This window comes from Roseibaca sp. Y0-43, assembly GCF_020667835.1.
GTDB lineage: Bacteria > Pseudomonadota > Alphaproteobacteria > Rhodobacterales > Rhodobacteraceae > Roseinatronobacter.
Genome location: NZ_JAFMPR010000009.1, coordinates 100,815 through 120,648 on the forward strand (window position 1 = coordinate 100,815; position 19,834 = coordinate 120,648).

14 protein-coding genes are annotated in these 19,834 nt (G+C 59.2%); 5 read left to right on the forward strand and 9 right to left on the reverse strand.

All coding sequences use genetic code 11. The annotated features are described in order from the left end of the window. Positions 1–25: 25 nt before the first annotated feature. Positions 26–1,408, forward strand: coding sequence for an MATE family efflux transporter (locus J1C52_RS12135; protein WP_227428213.1), 1,383 nt, complete (start codon positions 26–28; stop codon positions 1,406–1,408). Here the strand turns inward: J1C52_RS12135 and J1C52_RS12140 are convergent, their stop codons facing one another. From J1C52_RS12140 to J1C52_RS12150, 3 genes are read right to left on the reverse strand one after another with little or no spacing between them, the layout of a single operon-like run. Beyond that, positions 1,409–2,755: a sensor histidine kinase gene (locus J1C52_RS12140; protein ID WP_227428214.1), complete on the reverse strand. Its 1,347-nt coding sequence runs from the start codon at positions 2,753–2,755 to the stop codon at positions 1,409–1,411. After that, on the reverse strand, positions 2,752–3,411 hold the full coding sequence (locus J1C52_RS12145) for a response regulator transcription factor (RefSeq protein WP_227428231.1): 660 nt from the start codon (positions 3,409–3,411) through the stop codon (positions 2,752–2,754). The genes J1C52_RS12140 and J1C52_RS12145 overlap by 4 nt, the downstream gene beginning before the upstream one ends. A gap of 1 nt (position 3,412) precedes the next feature. After that, complete coding sequence (locus tag J1C52_RS12150) at positions 3,413–3,724, reverse strand: PepSY domain-containing protein (RefSeq protein WP_227428215.1); 312 nt, start codon at positions 3,722–3,724, stop codon at positions 3,413–3,415. A 130-nt stretch (positions 3,725–3,854) separates the two neighbouring features. Between J1C52_RS12150 and J1C52_RS12155 the strand changes: the two genes are divergently transcribed. Continuing rightward, positions 3,855–4,184 (forward strand): PepSY domain-containing protein, encoded by a 330-nt coding sequence (locus J1C52_RS12155; RefSeq protein ID WP_227428216.1) that lies wholly within the window; start codon positions 3,855–3,857, stop codon positions 4,182–4,184. 413 nt (positions 4,185–4,597) lie between these two features. On the opposite strand, the gene J1C52_RS12160 is transcribed toward J1C52_RS12155, so the two are convergent. Both J1C52_RS12160 and J1C52_RS12165 read right to left on the reverse strand, forming a co-directional pair. After that, positions 4,598–7,678, reverse strand: a complete 3,081-nt coding sequence (locus J1C52_RS12160) for an AAA family ATPase (protein ID WP_227428217.1) — start codon at positions 7,676–7,678, stop codon at positions 4,598–4,600. After that, a complete protein-coding gene (locus J1C52_RS12165) occupies positions 7,675–8,811 on the reverse strand; it encodes an exonuclease SbcCD subunit D (RefSeq protein ID WP_227428218.1) in 1,137 nt (378 codons plus the stop codon). Before J1C52_RS12165 ends, J1C52_RS12160 begins: the two co-directional genes overlap by 4 nt. A 72-nt stretch (positions 8,812–8,883) precedes the next feature. Between J1C52_RS12165 and J1C52_RS12170 the strand changes: the two genes are divergently transcribed. The 3 genes from J1C52_RS12170 (at position 8,884) to J1C52_RS12180 (ending at position 14,939) form a co-directional block, all read left to right on the forward strand. Continuing rightward, a complete protein-coding gene (locus J1C52_RS12170; RefSeq protein ID WP_227428219.1) occupies positions 8,884–9,675 on the forward strand; it encodes a WYL domain-containing protein in 792 nt (263 codons plus the stop codon). Between the two features lie 389 nt (positions 9,676–10,064). Further along, positions 10,065–13,367, forward strand: a complete 3,303-nt coding sequence (locus J1C52_RS12175) for a DEAD/DEAH box helicase family protein (RefSeq protein WP_227428220.1) — start codon at positions 10,065–10,067, stop codon at positions 13,365–13,367. Between the two features lie 210 nt (positions 13,368–13,577). After that, positions 13,578–14,939 carry a hypothetical protein gene (locus J1C52_RS12180; protein WP_227428221.1) on the forward strand — a complete coding sequence of 454 codons (1,362 nt, stop codon included), beginning with the start codon at positions 13,578–13,580 and terminating at the stop codon, positions 14,937–14,939. Between the two features lie 116 nt (positions 14,940–15,055). On the opposite strand, the gene J1C52_RS12185 is transcribed toward J1C52_RS12180, so the two are convergent. From J1C52_RS12185 to J1C52_RS12200, 4 genes are all read right to left on the reverse strand, one after another. Further along, a complete protein-coding gene (locus J1C52_RS12185; protein ID WP_227428222.1) occupies positions 15,056–15,697 on the reverse strand; it encodes an alpha/beta fold hydrolase in 642 nt (213 codons plus the stop codon). Between the two features lie 149 nt (positions 15,698–15,846). Next, entirely contained in the window at positions 15,847–17,790 is a 1,944-nt protein-coding gene (locus J1C52_RS12190; RefSeq protein ID WP_227428223.1) for an Hsp70 family protein, read from the reverse strand. Continuing rightward, positions 17,787–18,812 (reverse strand): hypothetical protein, encoded by a 1,026-nt coding sequence (locus J1C52_RS12195; RefSeq protein ID WP_227428224.1) that lies wholly within the window; start codon positions 18,810–18,812, stop codon positions 17,787–17,789. The genes J1C52_RS12190 and J1C52_RS12195 overlap by 4 nt, the downstream gene beginning before the upstream one ends. Next, entirely contained in the window at positions 18,809–19,789 is a 981-nt protein-coding gene (locus J1C52_RS12200; protein WP_227428225.1) for a hypothetical protein, read from the reverse strand. The genes J1C52_RS12195 and J1C52_RS12200 overlap by 4 nt, the downstream gene beginning before the upstream one ends. Positions 19,790–19,834: the final 45 nt, after the last annotated feature.

A 19,834-nucleotide genomic window follows, 5' to 3' on the forward strand; every position in this document is an offset into this window, starting at 1 on the left:
CCCGCCATAACCAGATTGGACGGGCATGAGCACCGGGCGCACGCGCAACCTGCGAGAGGGGTCGATCCCCGGCCATTTCCGGGCCTTGGCGGTTCCGGCGGCAATAGGGCTGGTGTTTTCCACGCTCTATAACGTGGTGGACCTATGGTATGCGGGCCGCTTGGGCACCGATGCGCAGGCCGGGCTGGCGATCACCTTTCAGGTCTTCATGCTGCTGATCGCCTTTGGCGTGGGTTTGGGCAGCGCGATGTCGGCGCTTGTCGGCAACGCCTTGGGCGCGGACGACACCGAGGCCGCGCGCCGTATCGCCACGCAAGGGCTGGTCTTCGGCACGTTGACCGCGCTCGGTTTGGGCGTGGCGGGCATATGGGGATCGCCCGCGATGCTGGCGCTGGTGTCAGAGCCGGGCGCCTATCGCGACGCGGCCAATGCCTATATGAACGTGATCCTGCTTGCGACCGCGCCGTTCCTGCTGGCCTTTGGCGGCAATGGGATCTTGTCGGCACAGGGCGACACGGAATCGATGAAACGCGCGCAGATCGCCGCGTTCTTTGCCAATCTGGGCCTGAACCCGCTGTTCATCTATGGGATTCCGGGCGTGGTGCCGGGGCTTGGCTTCAACGGGATCGCGCTGGCCACGCTGGTCAGCCAGTCCGGCGTGATGGCCTATATCCTGTGGCAGGTCATGCGCTCGGAGGTGATGGCGGGACAAAGACAGTGGCGGCCCGACCCGGCACTCGGCCGCCAGATCGCGGCGCAAGCCCTGCCCGCCACCTTCGCGATGATGATCCTGCTGGTCGCGGGGTTCTTCGTGCAGGTTTTCCTCAAGGGGTTCGGCCCGCAGGCCTTGGCCGCCTATGGGGTTGGCTTGCGGATAGAGCAGTTGATCTTGCTGCCCGGCTTCGGACTGACCAACGCACTGTTGCCCATCGTCGCGCAAAACTACGGCGCGGGCCAGCATGACCGCGTGCGCGCGGCGTGGTGGTTCTGCGTCAAGGCGGGGGTGGGGCTAATGCTCTGCGGCTCTGCGCTGCTATGGCTTGCGGCGGGGCCGATGGTGGGGCTGTTCAGCGACGACCCAGAGGTCATCCGCCTTGGCACCGACTACCTACATGTCGATGCCTGCATCCTGCCGGTCTACCTGGTTCTGTTCGCGGTCAATTCGGTGCTGCAAGCGCTGAAACGCCCGATGGCAACGGTCTGGATCGGGCTGTGGCGGCAGGGCGTGGCCGTTGGGCTGTTCTGCTGGCTGTATGTCAGCCTGTTCGACTGGGGCACATGGGGCGTGTGGTTCGGCATTGCCACGGCGGTCGTAACCGGGCTGGCGCTGTCGCTTTGGGTGGTCGAGCGCGTGGCAAGCGGGGCGATTGGCGGGCTGCTGCTGACCCGGCCCAAAGGTCAGGCATAGCTATCTGTCAGCCGCGCCAGGCAGGTCGAGGATTGCCGTCAAACCCGACCCGTTCGGGCCGCTTTCCAAACTCAGCGCGCCGCCGCCGGCCTGCGCGATCTCGAACGCGATGGACAGGCCCAAGCCGGTGCCGGACTCGTCTGCGCGGGCATGGCGGCGCAACAGGGCCGCGCGCTGATCTTCCGCTATGCCGGGGCCGTCATCGCTGATGCCAAGCCGCACGCGCCCCTGCCCTGCCTCTGCGCCAAGCGTAACGCCCGCGCGCGCGTGACGGGCCGCGTTTTCCAGAAGCGCGCCCATCGCTTCGGCCAGATCGGCCTCATCCAAGGCCACCGACAGACCGGGCGGAATATTTTGCCGCCAGTGCAGGTCGGCCCCGTCGGGCGTGCGGCGCAGCACCGCGATCAACCGCTCGGCCACCAGCGCCGGGTCCGCGCGCGCATCACGCGCTTGCACCGCGCGGCGCGCGCGCGCCAGTTCCCGCTCGACCGTGCGCTGCATGGCGCGGGCGGTATCCTCAATCCCTTCGGCCTGCGCCACCGCGCCCGCAGCGCGCAGGCGCGCGGCCTCGCCCATCAAGGCCTGTAACGGGGTTTTCAGCCCATGCGCCAGATCGGCGGCGCGGGTGCGGGCGCGCGCCGTTTCCGCGTCGCGCGCGACCAGCAGATCGTCGATTTCCGTGGCCACGGGCCGCAATTCCAGCGGCCAATCCGAGCCCATGCGCCGCGCCTGCCCGCGGCGCAGCGCGCCAATCCGCGCACCAAGGTCTTGCAGCGGGGCCAGCCCCACCGTCAGCTGCACCCATCCCGCAACGATCAACACCGCCGCCAAGACAGCCAGATACGGGGCCAGATCGGCCATGAAAGCGCGCTGCGCCGCGACAAGATCGGCACTGTTCATGCCCACTGCCGCACGCAAAGTGCCGCCGCCCAGCCGCGCGGGCAGCAGGACAGAGCGCTCCATCACCAGAAGCTTTTGACCATCCGGGCCGGGCAGGTCATGCACATGCACCGCCCCGTCGCCAAGGCGGTCTGAGGGCAAATCCAGCGCCGTGTCCCAAAGCGAGCGCGAGGTCTGCACGCTCTCGCCCTCCTCTATCTGCCAGTAAAGCCCGCCATAGGGCTGCACGAAACGCGGATCGGACGGGGCGCGGGCAAGGGTCAAGCCGTCGGCCCCACGCTCCAGCCCCGCGATCACCTGATCAAGCTGGACGGCCATCTCTGCCACGGCGCGACGTTCGACATGGGCCGCGAACAGGGCCGCCAGCCCCAACGCGGCCAGCCCCAGCGCGCCAAGGATGGCCACCGCGCCCGCGAGCGCAAGGCGCAGGCGCAAGCTCAGGGTCATGCCCCCTCCAGGTAGTAGCCAAAGCCGCGCCGCGTGCCGATCACACCGGGGCCAAGCTTGCGGCGCAGACGCGCGATCACGGCCTCTAACGCGTTGGCCTCGCGCGCGTCATCGTCACCATACAAGTGTTCCAGCAGTTCCGTCGGCGGCACGGGCCGGTCGCGATGCTGCATCAGGTAGGCCAGCAGACGGTATTCCAGCGCCGTGACCTGCACCGGCACTCCGCGCAGCGCAACACCCATGCGGTTGGTGTCAAGCGACAGATCGCCCGCCTCTTGCAAGGCGGCGGCGTGCCCGCCGGCCCGGCGCACGAGCGCGCGGGCACGGGCGACGAGTTCTTCCATGCGGAAGGGCTTGGGCAGGTAGTCATCCGCTCCCGCCTCGATCCCCTCGACCCGCTCTTGCCATGTGCCGCGCGCGGTCAGCACCAGAACCGGCATGGTGCGGCCATTGGCGCGCCACCGTTTCAGCACCGCCAGACCGTCCAGCGCGGGCAGGCCCAGGTCCAGCACGACAAGGTCGAACTCTTCGGTATCCCCCAGAAACCACGCCTCTTCCCCATCGCGGCTATGCTCGACACGAAAGCCCGCCGCCGACAGCGCCGCGTGCAGATCTTTCGCGATGCGGGGGTCGTCCTCGACAGCCAGCACGCGCATGTCAGTCGTCATCCCCGTCGCGCTCAACCTCCAGCACCATGGCCGTGGCGGCGTCGATTTCGATGTCATACAACTGCCCCTCGGGCGAGACGAGCTCCAACTCATAGACCCAGCGCCCGTCATCGCGTTCCAGCTCTATCTCGATCACGCGGCCCGGTTGCACGGCATGGACCGCCGCCAGAATATCCGACAGCGGCAGGATTTCACCGGCATCGAGCGCCCGGCGCGCGCGGTCATGGTCATCGCGGTCCGCCAGCGCGGGGGCGGCGGCGGCGGCAAGCGACAGAAGCAGGGTTATGGCAAGTCGTTTCATGGCCCCAGTCTGTAGCTTGGGCAAGCTGACAGCAAGCTGACAATTCGGGTCAGGCCGGTGTCAGGGCGAATCGTGCACAAGGGGGCATCGGCGGCCAACCCGGCCGTCCTTGCCATAAAGGAGAGACACCATGAAACGCACCATCCTGTTCACCAGCGCAGTTGCCGCAACCGCAACCCTGTTTGCCCTGGGCGCAAGCGCACAGCAGCAGATGATGACCACAGACGCCCCGCGCCTGAGCATTGCCGAAATCGCCACCAAGCTGGAATCGCAGGGCTACACCGTTCTGGAAATCGAGCTGGAACGCGGCCGCTACGATGTCGAGATGATCGACGCCAATGGCATGAAGGTCGAAGCCTATCTGAACCCGACCACCGGCGACGTGCTGCCCTATCGCGGCGATGACGATGACCGCCGGGGCCGGTATGATGACGACCGTCGCGACCGCTACGACGACTGATCCCGCGCGACCGCAACACGACCTGACCCGGAGTTTCGCTGGCTCCGGGTTTCGTCATCGGGCAAGGCCGCGCGCCCTGCTCGAGCTTTCACACCGCAAAGGCGCTGCCAATGGCTATTTCCCTGAAATTCGTGGTGCCGCTGAAGGGACTCGAACCCCCGACCCCATCATTACGAATTTTGCCGTCCACGACTTGGACGTGACCTGACAATACCCGCCAGAGCCGTATAACCCACTGCATTTAAAGAAATATTTTCAATAGCGTTCTTGGGCGGTACCGGACCTAGCCCGAGAACGTTTGACGTACATTCCCTACTAATCCCCTACTAATCGGGCACACACCGCCGCGGACGAGGCCGTCCGGCGCGTGAAGAGGCGGCACAGGTTTGTCTTGCGGCAATGCTGGCCATCCGTCATCCCAACCCCTTTCTTTCCTCGACCCGGCTACCGCTCGGCGTCGAACGCACGTAGAAACCTTGCGGAATGGCCTCCTGCACCAGCCCGACATGGGAGATCAGACCCACCGCCCGGCTGCCTTCTGTCAGCGCCGCAAGAACCTGAATCACCTGGTCCAACGTGCCCGCCCCGTTCTCGGTATCGAGGCTGCCGAAGCCCTCATCGATAAAGATCGTGTCCATCCGGATCTTACCCGACAGGCTTTCGACCACATCCGCCAGCCCAAGCGCCAGAGCCAGTGCCGCGATAAAGGTCTCGCCCCCGGAAAGGGTCGCCGTCGGGCGCGCCTTGCCGGTGTTGATGTCGAAGACCTCGATTTCGAGCCCACGCTTGCCGCGCCCGCCAGATGCCTCGAGCCCGCGCGTCAGCCGGTATCGACCACGTGTCATAGGGTCGAGCCGCATATTCGCCGCCTCGAGAACCTGGTCGAACATTGCACCAATCGCGAAAGTCTCGAGTGTCATCTTGAAGTCGTTCTTGCCGTTGGCCAGCTCGGCTAGTCCCCGGAGCGGCCCAGTTTCGGACTCAAGCTGCTCGGTTTTGGCCAAGGCCAAAGCCAGCGATTCCTTGAACTTGGTAAGGGACGATACATCCGTTCTTGCCGCGGAAAGCGCATCGTTGGCGGTGTTCAATACCTGGGTAGCGTTGTCGAGTGCCAGCTGAAGCGGGGCGAGGTCTGGGCGCTCGCGATCCGCACAGGCAGCCCTGGCGTTCTGCCAAGTCGTGCGCGCCGCGATCAGGCCCTCACGATGATCGGAAACAGTCTTCCGGTCAGCGTCGAGGGTCGAGAAATGAGCTTTGCAGGCCTCATATCCTGCTTTGTCCAGTCCGACCTCGGCGAGCCGAGCGCCAAAATCAGTTTGCGCCTTTTCCACGCGCTGCGCCTGCGCATCACGTGCCCGCTTAGCGGCTTCGAGCTGCTCTTGCGCACGGGTTAGCGCTTCGCTCGCCAGTCTATCACCCTGCGTTGCCAGTTCTAGCGCCTCGGAGAGTTGACTCTGCTCGCGTTGCAAAGCCTCCCGCCGTGCGACAACCGCCTCAGGTGTACGCAGCCCTTCAGGCAAGGCCTCAACCACTGTATCGCGCTTGGCGCGAGCCTCGGCTAGTGTCGTCTCAGCCTTTCCTGCGGCTTTGCGCGCCTTAGCCTCGTCAGTCTCAGCCTCGGTCACTTCCCGCTTCAAATCCGCAAGCCGCCCCGCCATTGCGTCAACATCAATGGCCTCTCCAAGCGCAGCGATGGTGTCTTCCAGCCTAGCGATTTCAGCTTCGAGTTCCGCCAACTTCCGCTCAGGACGTTCCTGTTCGTCCAGCGCCCGTTTCTTTTCGTCGAGCCGCGTTCGGCAATTGCCGAGTTCGCTTTCCGCCCGAACCCTCGCTTCGGCTGCGGTTCTTGCCTGAGCCTGTGCGGTACGAAACGCTTCGGTCAAGCCAGATTGCTCGGGCGTGCCATGGGCCGGGGTAGGATGTTCGTGGGAACCACAGACGGGACAGGGAGCCCCTTCGGTCAACTTTTCGGCTAGAATGATCGCCTGCGTGCGCGAAAGCCGTGCCTCGGCCTCAGTCAGGGCCACCTCGGCAGCTTGTGCCGCTTCAGTTTCTGTCGCCAGAACACTCGATGCCTCTTCGACCTTTCGTTCGGCATCGGCGACGGCTCTCTGCGCCTTTGCATGCGCCACCGCCTTGACCTGTTCCCGGTTTATCTCGGCCAGTTCACCAGTCAGTTTGCCTCGCGCCGCCTCGGTTTTTCGTGCCTGTTCCAGTGCCAGATCGGTCGTATCGCGCCGAGACTGGAGGCGTTCACGGGCCTCTACAGCCTCGGTCAGCGCCTTCTTAGCTGCAGCTTCTTCCATCGCTGCCGCATCAAACGCTGTCTGTAGCTTCGCTGCCTGCCCGACCTGGTTCTCGATCGCCTCTAACCTTGTCAGGTTGGCCTGAACCTGCTGCCGTCGCTCTTCGCCCGACTGCGCATCGATTAGTTTTTGCGCCGCTTGCTTCTTCACTCCATTGGCGGAGTTAAGCTCTGTCTCAGCGTTGGTAACGGCATCCACCGCAAGTTGATGGTCGTGCTCCGCATTGTGCCAAGCCGTCTCAAGATCACGGGCCTGCAAGGCATTGCTGACTGCCTCAACCCGCTTGGCCAGGGCTTCGACCTCACCCGTCTTCGCTTCAAGATCGTCAAGCGCCTGCCGCGCCGTATCGACGGCAGCAAAAGCCTTCTCGATCTGCTCGCCTTCGGTCAGAGATTTGCGCGCGGCTTCGTTCGCCGCCTCTGCGATCTGCTGAATTCCCTGCTTCTCCGCGACTTTGGCTTCCGCCGCAGAAATTCCGAGTTCCAGTGCCTCGGCGCTCTCGAAGCTGCGTTCCTCAAGCCGGGCAACATAGAGCGCACGCTGGTCGCGCAACGCTCGTTCTGCCTCCGAGGCTTCGTCCTTCAGCCGTGCTGCAAGATCGCGATAGATCTTCACGTCAAAGAGATCCCGTAAAATCTCGACCCGCGCATCGGTCTTTGCGGCTAGGAACGTCTCGAACTTGCCTTGCGGCAAGAGCACGATCTGTCGAAACTGATCTGCACCATAACCCAACAGCGCCTCGATATGTTGCCCGACTAGTGAGACCTTCTTTTCAGCAATGACACGGCCAGACTGGCTCTGACCAAGTGTGTCCACCGGAATCCCGGTGACGTCGAATAGTGAGGCTTCCGCCGCGTCCTCGGTCGTCCCTTCACCGCGTGCCTTCGGACGTTCCTGCGCCGGACGACGACGGATCAAGTAGGTCTTGGCACCCAGCTCAAAGACAAATTCGACTTCGGTGGGCAGATCCGGCGCTGCGTGGTCCGAACGGAGCGAACGTGGTTCCTGATCGGTTCTGGTTGGTGCCCCGAAGAGCGCGAAAGACATCGCCGAAAACAACGTCGACTTCCCAGCCCCTGTCTGGCCGTAGATCCCGAACAGCCCCGTTTCCAGCGCAGAGCGGAAATCCACTACTTCAGTGGTCGCGAACGGCCCGAAGGCCTGAAGCGATAGGCGAATGGGTCTCATGTCTGCTCCTCCCCGGAGGCTGCTGCATGGAGCTTGTCCCCTACGATCGCAACTTCCTCGGCATTGGGCTCCCGGCCACGCACAACCTTTATGAAGTCGTGGATCATCTCGATCGGCGTGGTCGCAGCCCGGCCTGCGCCAAACGCCTTAGCCTCTGGCGCGCGCGCCTGCCGGGCGTAGGCCAGATGGCAGGCATTGGGGTAGATCGCACGCAGCCGCTTCATCGGATCGATCAGAGGGACCTCATCCGCCAGTATGGCCTGGATAAAGTCTTTAGACGGCGTTCCTGCTAAAAGATCGGAGAATGCCCCAGTGAGGGAGCGCACTTGTCGGTTAGGACGGAACGGCACCGTGCGAATCTCGGCCCCTCCAGCTTTCAGATCGACAACAGTCATGGATTTTTCGCTTCCCGCCTCGTCGAAACCAAACGCGAGAGGTGCGCCGGAGTATCGAATATGACGCGCGCCCACGTCCTGCGGCTTATGCAAATGCCCCAGTGCAACGTAATCCGCCCCGTCGAAGACATCGGAGGGAACAGTTTCGATGCTACCGACTCGCGTTAGGGCGCGCTCTGTCTCGCCGACCGCGCCGCCCGCAACGAAGGCATGGGCCACTACCACCCAACGCGCTCCTTCGGGCACCTGCCCCCTCGCTGCGGCGATCTGGGCAGCGATGACATCTGCTGGCGCGCTGATACTCTCATCCCCGAACACCTCGCGCGCGGCGTACTCATAGGAAAAGGGCAGCGCGGAAAACGCGATCTCGCCATGTTCGTCACGCAGCACAAGCGGAGCTTCTACCGCGTCGGCGATCCCACGCACCAACACTCGCGACGCAGTGGAAAAGACAGACATTGCCTCGATCCGATCGCCGGAATCGTGGTTGCCCGAGATCATAACTACGGCGGCTTCGCTCTCCTCCGCTACGCGCTTGAGGAAGCGGTTGAACTGCCGGATTGACGAATTGGGCGGAGAGGCACGGTCAAAAATGTCTCCTGCGATCACAAGAACATCGGCCCGTTCGACCACTAACGTTTCAAGAATCTGACCGAGGACGGCCTCGTGATCCTCCTCGAGGCTCAACCCCATAAATTGCCGCCCCAGGTGCAGGTCCGCCGTATGAAGTATGCGCATTTGGTCAATCCACTTTCTATACGTATAGTAAATGTATGGACTTCCAGCAGGGAGTCAAGTATTGCTTGGCACATGACTCTGGAAGCCCTCAAACACGCGCAACGTGAGCGAATTTTGTTCCTCGACCAATGCCTGACCTGGAGAGGTCAGGCGAACCGTCGTGACTTGATGGAACGGTTCGATATCTCGATGGCACAGGCTGCGGTAGACTTTCGAACCTATCTATCGCTGACAGGTACGCCGCCAGTCTATGATGCCGCTGAGAAGGCCTATTTTTCTAGCGGCGACCATAACCCGTTGACGGATGCTGGCCCGGAGCAAGTTTTCGAATTGCTCGATCAAGAGACGCCATCGCTGGGCGCGAGCATCCCTCTTCCTAATCGCGTGATGGAACCCACCGTCGTCGCGCAACTCTACCGAGCCATGAAGGGCGAACGAGACATCCAGATTACCTACACCTCGATGACGAGCGGTCTCTCCGGACCGCAGTGGATCAGTCCGGTGCGTTTCCATTTCGACGGAGAGGCAATTTATCTCCGCGCATGGAGCTATAAGCATGAGACCTACCGCGATTATCTCCCGATACGAATAACTAAGCAAACTGAGGCGGCAACGCGGTACCGGTCGTCTCCCCTACCGGTTGACACGGACTGGCACAAATTTGTGCGCATGTGGATACGTCCGCGTTCAAATCTATCCGATGCACAGGCGCGGGCTGTCCGGCTGGAGTACGGCTTTGAAGACAGAACGCACATAAAAATTGAAACTCGGAAGGCGCTTGCATTCTATGTCATCAGGCGGTGGCGTCTGAATCAGGAAAAGGCCCGGCTTGAGTTGGAAACGATTGAAGACGTGGACGTGTGATGGCTTGTACGGTCCATATTGGTCGTCCGCTTGGCCTCAGAGGCTGCGATGTGCATAGGTTCCATTTTGATAACCGCCGGCCGTACAACTTCCTGACTGCGCCAGGCTCTGCAAACCATGTAATCCCTGGCCACCCCACCCCAAGCACGGGCCATTCGCACGTGCAGTGGTGGGCCGCTCCCAGGTCACCCTCTCTCACGGGCCATATTGCGCCCAGGTGCGACCAACTCAGAGGCCTGACAAATGGCCGGAAAATGATTCATTGCTCCAGGCTGGAAGCACCCTTCATACTCCGAAGACCTCGCCATAGTTGGTATTAGCTATTGTTTTCACTTCCGAATTGGCTCCGCTCGAAGCCACAGACCATTGAAGAGCCCAAGGCCACTGGGTTGGCCGAGACGGACCTTTCGGGTGGGCCGAAGGTCGGGACCAATATCGACCGCCCTGTCATCGACCTCTATCGGCCGCACTTCACGTCTGGCGACTGTCTCATCGTGACCGGCTATCAGGACTTCCTGTCGTCGCTCGCCGTCTTGATGAGAGAGGTCAAGGAGCTCAAAGACCCTGACGCAGACCCTGACATCCGTATTCGGATATCGTTCGGTATCGATACGGCGAACTCTCGACGGTTGGCAAAGCCGAGGCCGGTGACCGAAGAGATGAAGCTCTATTGGCTGGAGAAGTCCGGACTGCAGGTCGAGGATGACGACGATCTGCTGGCGGTGCTGGCAAAGCGGGCGATCCAAACACGCAAGATAGAGCTTCGTGTGTTTGATCCCGTACTGGCCCAGACCCGCCTGGGGATCTGCGGTGATCGTCGGATGCATTCCAAGATCGTGAGTTCGCGGGTGGGCGCGGTGGCAGGCTCGGCGAACTTTTCGCGCTCTGGCCTCTACAGCAACATTGAGTACGCGGATGGACTCGATACTGGTTCGCACGAGCTGCAGCTTGAGCGCACCCGAGCGGCTGAACAGATTTGGGAGGTTTCGGCCGACTGGACCGAAGAAGCGCTCGAAATCCTCGATAGGCTGATAAAGCCTGCAACGGCAGAAGACGCCATGGCTCGGATGATCTCGGAGCAAAAGGGCTTCGAGCCCTGGCTGACTGGAGGCCGCCAAGAGATCACCGGCCACACACTCTACGAGTACCAACAGGAGCTGACCTACGAGGCCTGCTCTATCACATACGATCACGGCATCGCCTTCGTGGAGGCGCCTACAGGCTCGGGGAAAACCGAGATCGGATGCCATCTCGCCGAGGCTCTATCGGAGACATTTTCACGGGTCATTCCGCGCTCCCCCGTGCATGGCGTCGCCAGGAAGAACGCGGCGGTGATAGCGCCACCCAAGGTCATCCCCAGCTGGGTGAAGCACTCGACCAACTCCCTAGAGGCCATAGCCAACACGAGTCTGTCAAAGAAGCGCCTGCGAGGGGCCGGCGACGATAGCAAATCGGGTCTGAGACTCGATCAGTTCGGCGTGCTCATAATCGATGAAAGTCATACAGTGACGCCTGGCTTCGAACAGGCATCCCAGATGGCCGCTGCGGTCGAACTCGCGCCACCCAGCTGGAACATCTGCTTATCTGCGACCCTTCTGGGCAATCGCGACGTCGACTGGCTTGCCCATATGCAGGAGAAGCGCGCCTCAATCTTCATGACCCCGGACTACATCCAGGCCATGGGTGAGCTGTTCGAACGTGAGATGCAAAGTTCCCCCGACATCTTCGATCAGAAGGCGCCACTTGCTGTTCTATCCGAACCAGAAACCGCTCTGTCCAGGCAGGCACGTACGGAACTGTCCGAGCTGATTTCGCCCTTTTTGGCACGCCGTCAGCGCCGATGTATTGGCGAGGATGAAGATCGCTCCAAACACAACTACCCGAAGCTGGCCAATCACGGGCGGCCCAATAGGCTGAAGCTCACGAAGCCCCAGAGGGCGCGTCTCGACGAGATCGTTGCTCTATGTAACGACCTCGCGCCCGGCGGTAGGGTTACGGCCGTCGAGAAAAGCCGCTTCGGTCACGTCAAGACACAGCAGAGCACCCAGGATCAGCTCCATATCCGCAACCTGCTGAATATTCTCCGGGTAAGCGCGGCGCAGGCAGCTTGGGAAATGTCCCATGGAGTCATCGGAAAGTGGCTGAGGGAATTTGAACAAGGGTCCAAGACCAAGCGGAGGGCGCCACACCCTGGCCAGGTCGACATGTTTGCTCTGCTTGGCATCGATGCGTTGGCGGCCCCCGAAAAGTGCGAGGCCCTGGCCAAGAAGCTCGACTCGCAGCCGCTGCGAGACCTGGATGAGAAGCGATATGAAGCTTGCCTACGCATCCAGCAGCAGAAGGATCGGGTTGTCTTTCTCGCAGAGCGCACCGACACGCTCGAAATCTTCGCTGAGGCGCTTTCTCGCCGCGGCCACCACACGAACTTCGTTGTTGGGAACCAGACCAAGGGTGATGATAGGGCCGTGAAGGCCATCTTCGGCAGCGGACTGGACGGCTTCCGACGGATCACGCATGGCAAGTCGGTAGAGTCCTACTTCCGCCCTGGGGGCAAGAACGCACCAGATGGACCAGCCTCAGTTTTTCTCACCTACAAAATGGCGGAGGGCATCAACCTTCAGTCAGCCGACACGCTCGTTCTCCTCGGGGTCACGTCGAACCTGAAGGAACTTATCCAGGGATTGGGGCGTATCGACCGGATAGATAGTCAGTTTGGAATTGTGAACTACCACCTCGTCGATGTTCCCGTTGGTCAGTTTGCATCAGACGAGAAAGTGACCAACCGCATCGAGAACTATCGGACACTCGCAGGGGAAGAGCTGATTGACGTTGTGCAAGAGGTCGGCTCCGAGGACACCGAGGTGATCTTGGAGAGCGTCACGCGCTACCTCGGATCAACTAGGCGGTTCCGAGACAACAACTTCCACGACGTTCTCGCCCGAACCAAAGAAAAGATTTCCCCGGAGCGTTACAGTCTCATTAGCAAGGCCAGGATCGAAGGGACTTGGGGCGCTGAATTGGCGCTTCTGTCTGCCAGAGAGAGCTTCACCGCCCTACATCTGAAGGGCGTCGACAAGCCGACCAGCTTCTTCCCGCCGCGTTTGCTGCTGCTGCGGCCTTCTGAGACAGGTCTGCTGCTGGAACGGGGTCAGTTGGCCTGTGCCAAAACACTTGAGTCGGCATACGAGAGAACCAAGAGTCTCGGCTTGGAACAGACGAGGATGACCGAGGAAGATCTGGCTAGTGCGCTTGAAACCGTATCTGGGCAGCTTGGACGGCTCACAGAATGGGACCTGCGTCCGGCACGCGTCGAAAGCCTGATGAAGGCGTGCGCTGAGTTCATGAGCCGACGTGGAGACGAGGAAACCGATGATCGAGAGATGTTCGGGCACCTGTCCCTACCCGCCATCGAAATGATCTGCGAGTCGTGGAGCAGGCTGCTCGACCCCTACTGGGAACAAGCCAAGCAAGAGGTGCGGGACAGCTTTGCCTATGAGGAGCTGCCGAAGGGGTACATCGCGATCCAGGCGATCCTAGAGAAGCTCGAAACCGACCTTCCGGGCGCCGACGAAGTCCACAAAAAGATGTCCACGGTTATCGAAGAAGCAGAGCTCGTGTCCAGGGATCACGAGCCGGAGATCGGGCGGCGGATTTCGGTCGTGTTTTTCTCGGGCGGTACGGGCGAGCACTGATCGATGTGTGTACCTACAAGGTCCATGATGTTCACTTCTGGCGGCAGCAGAATTAAACGTCTAGCCTACACTTGGCCCGAAGGAATCAGGTCAAGAGGCAGGCCTTAATGCCACAATATCAGACTTTTATTTGGGAGCCCGATTAGCTCAAAAATACTTGAAATGTCCGATGCTGAATTTGGTGTTGGGAGCCGAGGAGCAGTCGCGCGTATGCAGGTCGAGACAACAGGAAGTGCGCGTATTCGCCACAAGGTAACGGGCGTGGTCTATATGATTGACGCCAATGAACTCGATTGGGAAATTGAGTCGACACACGAGCGTGATATGGGGCCGGAGACCGAATGGTCGGCTGTTCTCAATCACGAAGACTTGGGCGAGCTCCTCTGGACCTTCTCTGAGTACCCACAGGGATTTGCAAACGAGCTTAGACTTGTGTCGGACGGGCACAAGGTTCTCAGAAACTTCTCTGTCAGCTTCGAGGATGTGAACGATGAGAACTCGGTAGACTTCGACCCTGAAGCAGCAGCTGAGGAAATGAAGGAATGGTTTTTCGCAAACTACGAGGATCCGGCTAATTCACTGCCCTACATCTCAGCAGAAGGTGGATACCAATGGATCCACGGAAGTGCTTCGACAGCACTCGAAGCGTTGGAGGAAATGTTCTCAGAAGACTACCCTTTCGACTTCATTGAGAAAGTTGCCCAATCAATAACAGATGAAGCTGGCATATTTGATTGGAGCCCGATCCCAGGGCCGGAGTTGTATGAAGATGCTGATGAAGTCGAGAATGAAATAAGTGAAGCCGAAAAGCTGAGCAAACGGCTCCCCCTCTTTGAAGACCTAGTTTCTGATCCAGAGCGGGGAATATTCAGTGTCCGGCCAAGAGAAATCGCCAAGCCGAGACTTCTTGGTGCGGCTCTGTCTCAAGTAGCCGACGCAATCGAGGATGTACTTGCGAACCCTTCTAATGGACTTAACTCCAACTCGCTTGAAATCCGGAGGCTACGTCGGACCCTAGAGCGCTATGCGAACGACCCTCAGCGGATAGAGATGGACTTCACGTCCGTCCACGGAAGCATAGTTGGGAAGATTGCGACGGAGGAACTACCGCCTTCCGATGAAAATAACGCTCTAGTCAGCGCCTTACGGGAGGGCGCTCAAGGTATCCGTGCGACCCACGCGGAGGTGGCTGAAAACCGGGAGATCCTACAAGAACAAGCGCTGCGCGAATTCACCGACGAAGAAATCGAGCAAGTTGCGGCGGCTGGCCCCGTAATCGAGGCAATTACTGAAGGTGAACTTCAAGAGCAAATGCGTGAGGACATCCTGTACCTCACTCAAGACATGCGAAGCGGCCCGCCGCGACGTTTGCCAGGCGTAACGAGAGCTGACGCAATTATCCAAGGCAGCGACGAAGCTGTTAGAGTCTTTGGGCGCTCAGCTCGAATGATGTTGCTTCTTCGTCGCTTCCCTGAAGTGGTTGATAGGCTTCATGGGAGCACCGGCTACAAGGCCGCTAGCCTCCTGGCTACGCTGGGCACCTTGGTTTCATTGGGATTTCTTCTTTTCTAGTTCTGTGAACACAGCGTCAGGCGTCGAAGCGTTCCTGCTAAAAAATGCTGGCTGCGTGCTGCAGGTGGCCCTACCAAACCCGACAAACACGGCAAACCCGTCGCGCTGAGTGCTATCTAGCCCACAAGACCTTCGACCCAATCGACAACCGCTACTCCCATGGCCGTAATGTGATCCGCATGTGTGAAGCCTGAGAGGCGCTTGCGCGGCTTTAAGTCGTGATCGCCGTCTTCAAACCACCTCACCTTGATCGCCGGGGACAGCTCGTACCCGCTGACTTCATCTTTCGAGCCAAATTGGTCGCGCGTTCCCTGGCAGATCAGTGCCGGGGTCCGCAGGTGTCGCAGGTGTTCCGTGCGAAGCTTGTCGGGTTTTCCAATCGGGTGAAATGGATAGCCCACGCAGAGCAACCCAGCGATGCGATCCGCCTCAAAAAGCTCGTCCGCAATCATACTGGCAACACGCCCGCCCATAGATTTCCCGCCGATGATCAGTGGGCCATCAATTTGCAGCGCTTCGACTGCAGCTAGGTACTCTGAGTTCAGTTTTTCGGCGCGCGGCGGGGGCTTCCTGGTACCCCCAGTTCTGCGATTGGCCATGTAGGAGAATTCAAACCGAACAACTCTTAGACCCTGTTTGGCCAATGCACCCGCGATTGCTGTCATGGCAGGGGAATCCATCGGCGCACCGGCGCCATGTGCAAACAGGATGGTTGCCCTTGCTGCTTCTGGGCCAAGCTCCAAGAATTTGGTTGGCATAGTCTCTTTTCCTATGGAGTTCGCAGTGGTTACTCAACGCACATACGCTGCGCCGTAGAGACGGTTCCAAACCGAGCACACCCCACCCCATGCACGGCTTTCCTTACCCGAGGGCGCGTGGGCCAGCCTGGTCAACCGTCTCTTGCGACCTACTTGAGGCGACTATTTTCCAAGCTTGACAGCGTTGCCTTTAGAAGACTGGGATTGCGGCGAACGAACTCAGGAAGGCAAGATCCGGTGCAGCCCTGAATTGGGCCCTCAGACTTGATTTGCGAAATGCGCCTCTTGCAGCGAGCGCAAGGTACATAAAAGTTTCTCTCTTCTAACTGCCTTGGAGTGGCAGCCTTACTCCTTGTGTCGAAGTAACTCGGCTGCCACTGCTCTATGAGATCGCCTGGCACGAATTTCCAAAGGTCGCCATGGGACTGGTTTTGCGCATCGAACCTCGCGACATTCGTTCTTTGATAGAGGTTGCTGTGCGGCAAAGCTTCAAGTGGACTGTCGGAATCACCCTCACCAGTAACGGAAGGATCGCCCTGCTTGCGAGTTGGTGAGGCAACATTGGCCAACGAGAGCCCAAATTCGAGGTCGTGGAATTCTTCAGAAGATTGCGCGCCGCGTCCGGTCGACTTCAGAGTCACTCGAGCAACATAGTCATGGTCAATTTGCAAGTTACATTCGATCCTTTCCAGCAAGGGCTGCGCCTTCGGATCGACCTCGACCTTCGCGACGCATAGTGATCGTCGCGGATCGTTTGGCGATGCCTTGCCGAGCTTGACTGGCTTTGCCACTTCGACAACCGCGACACCTTCTCGCGGGTCCACACAAAAAAGACGGGTATTGGCGACATTCTGCGTTTCATTTTCGATTGGCAGCGTCCAACCGGCATCTACGAGAGAGTGGTAAGTCCCCTGCCCAGACGTATCAGCGACGAGAATTTCAATCGGCTTTGACAGTGTTAGCCTTAGGCCATCGTTTGCGATCCAGGCTGCGCCCTCAGCGATAATTCGGTCACCGTTTTCAAGCTTTGGCACCCTGCCCACGAACCGTTCTGTCAGCCCGTCACGAATAGACGGCATATTCACCATGCCGCCGGTAGCAAGGCAAAGCTCAATGTCCTTATAGGTCAATTGCGCTTGCTCTAGGATTTCATCGATACGGGCGAGACCACGAGCAACAATGCCAGCGCTTAGCTCCTCCAGCTCTGAGCGGGTTACTGAGGCAAGAAGGTTTTTGCCGGCTCCGTCAGACTTAAGGTAGTTCCTTACGATGACATCTTCAGTTTCCGTTTTTGGATCGGACAAATGGATCTTCAGAATTTCGCACTGGTGTAGGAGCTTTGCCGCCATTCCCGGTTGTTCGAGGGCTGTAATGTCTTCGATGTTGTGCGCAGAGGAGTGGATTTCCCGAAGGTGGTTCCGCAACCGTTCATCGAACTTGTCTCCACCAACTTCGTTGTCACCGAGATTTCTGACCTGCATGATCGCGCCCCCGGATATCCGACAGAGGGTTAGGTCAAGCGTACCTCCACCCCAATCGAAAACCAGGATTGACCTACCCTCCAGGCGGGCCAGTTCCCGCCCAAGGTCAGTCTGGGAACGGAGATAGGCATAAAGCGCCGCAACTGGCTCATGGACGAATTGCACAACTCCGATGCCGGCCTTTCTGGCCGCTTCGCGAAGAGCTCGACGCTCCGGCCCTGCAAAATCTACCGGGATCGTGAAAACGGCTCGCGCTAGATCTTGGCCAGGAGCCCCACCACGTGCAGCCTTAGCATCTGATCTCAGATGCTTGAGAACTTCAGCGACAGCATCCGTGGGTTCGATCGGGCGTCCATCAACAAAGATTGGGCCTTCACGCCTTAGAGACATCTTAGGAGAGCGAACAAAACCTGGAGGGGCCCCGCTTTCGGTGATGTCCATATTCTGTCGCGCTTCGCGACCTACAACTATGTCCGAGCCTCGGTACCAGATTACCGAGGGGTGCGGACGCCGGGTGACCTGGTCGACAAGCGCGAGTGCACGCCCTCCAACAGCGACTGCGGCGAGACTGTTTGTAGTTCCGAAGTCGACCCCAAAGATTGTCTCGCTCATTCTTTAGCCTCTTCTATCGCCGAAAGCGCTGCTTTGACTCGCCGAAGTGCAATACCCGGTGCTGGCGGCTCAATCTCTAGGGCATCGATGGCGTCTTCCAGAAGGGGGCCTAAGCGCTCTCCAAGAAGAACCTTCTGTTCAGCTTTCGTTTCGGTCAGATCGTGTCCCCAATGCTGACGTTCAGTTGCTAGCGTTTCCTCGAGCTTTGAGATTTCTGCCTCGTGATCGGATATCGTACTTTTCGCGTTAGCAAGCTCGGCGTTGAGCCTCTCCACTTGATCTCGAGTACTGTCCAGCCGGTGCCTCAAGTCGTTGGCGATGTTTCTCTCACGGTTGCGATCTTCTTCTGCAACCTTGACCAGCTGCTCACCAAGTCCTGCAACAGCTACCGCAAGGCGCAACTCCCCAATTTTCCCTCTTTGAACGGCACGCTTCGCCGCCTTGGAGGCAGATTTCAAATCAGAGAAAAGAATTGGTTGAAGTTGCTCGGCTACCTGCCAGGTCCTGAGCGACCGCTTTTCCATCAACCAGCAAATGGTGATCCGAAGTAGCGTCTCAGACCTCTTCCTCTCTTCTTTTTCGTCAGAAGAAAGGGAGGGTGAAATGGTCGCCAAAACCGACCTGAAGATGCGCCCCGCGTCATGATCCAGTGGATCGAATGCATCTTTCAAGTGTTCCTTTACGCGGGCCTGAGCGGCGCCCCAGATCCAATCATCGACAGCATCAGGCGGAGTTGATTGCGACATCAACGCCCAAAGCCGCTCACAGTCCCGGTCCTGTCGGCGCATCAATTCTCCGGCTTCTTCTCTATCAGCCGAAAGAAACCGCTTTACCTGATTCTTACGAATAACCTTGAAGAATGCGGAAGGCGTCACCCGTGAGTCTTTGAAATATCCCGTCAAAGTTGGATCAACATCGGCCTCAGCTTCGACTTTTACATCAGACTGAGATTGGTCGGGCGCACTTGTGGATATTTTCTGTCCTGCCGGGTTGGCCTCCGGCGTCTCTCTCTCTTGAGTCACGTCGATACTTGCTCCAGGTATTTGCCGGCCCATTGGCTGAAAGGGTAGATTCCCGCTATGTGTCTGAGTGGTTCCAGAGCACTATCTCTTGAACTCAGTCTCCAGGCTGAAGCTGCCCAAATGGCGAAAGCCTTCTGGTGGTCGCTAACGTCAAGTAGGTCGGAATTTGCCAGCACACGGCACTCATCCTGGAGAATCGGGCTCCACCGCGGCTGTGCCGACAGATTTGCAGCCAGTTCGAGCATTCTGCCCGTGCCATGATCGATTGGGCAAACCGCGCGCCTTTCTTTCTCTTCAAACTCGATCTGAGGAGCGATCGAGCTTGGATCAAGAAGCAGCTGGGTTGCCAAATCAAGCTCCCAATATCCCGTGCGCTTCTGGTCGTCACTAAAGTCGTTCATCGAAAAGCGGATAATTTTCTCGATAAGATGGGCGAGGGGGCGTTGAATATCCTTAAGAACCTGCAACGCACTGCCATAGAGCTCTCGGTATCGAGAAAGTGGAGTTGTCAGTCTTTCGCCCTCAGGCCGCTCCTTAAGAAGAATCCCCAGACAATAATCAGCCAGCCCGGACGCATATTCTTTGCCAGCGTCACACGTCCTTGGATCAGCAAGAAATCTACTAATTGCTTCGCGAGAAATTGAACTCGACACGAGTATTTCGGTGAATGCCTCTTCAACCGCCTTTAATGCTTCTAGTCCAGCAACTCGGAAAGAAATGCTGTAGTGAGACAGAACTGGAGCTGCGTGTCTTTCAGAGGCATTAACCAACTTCAATCTAACCTCTGCTTGCCTTACCTTCGCAAGAATGGCCCTGAGCTCCTCGGCAGAAACTTTCTTTGCCGCCCCACCATCGATGCTTAATTCTGCGTAACTTGCGTTCGCCACAACAACATCTGACATGCTAATTACGCTGCGAACAACATCATGAACCGCCCCTTGTTTGCCGGAGACCCAGAAGTAAGGATACTGGGTCATGGGAAAGATGAAGAACGGAACACGTTATCCAGAGGAACTGCGCGC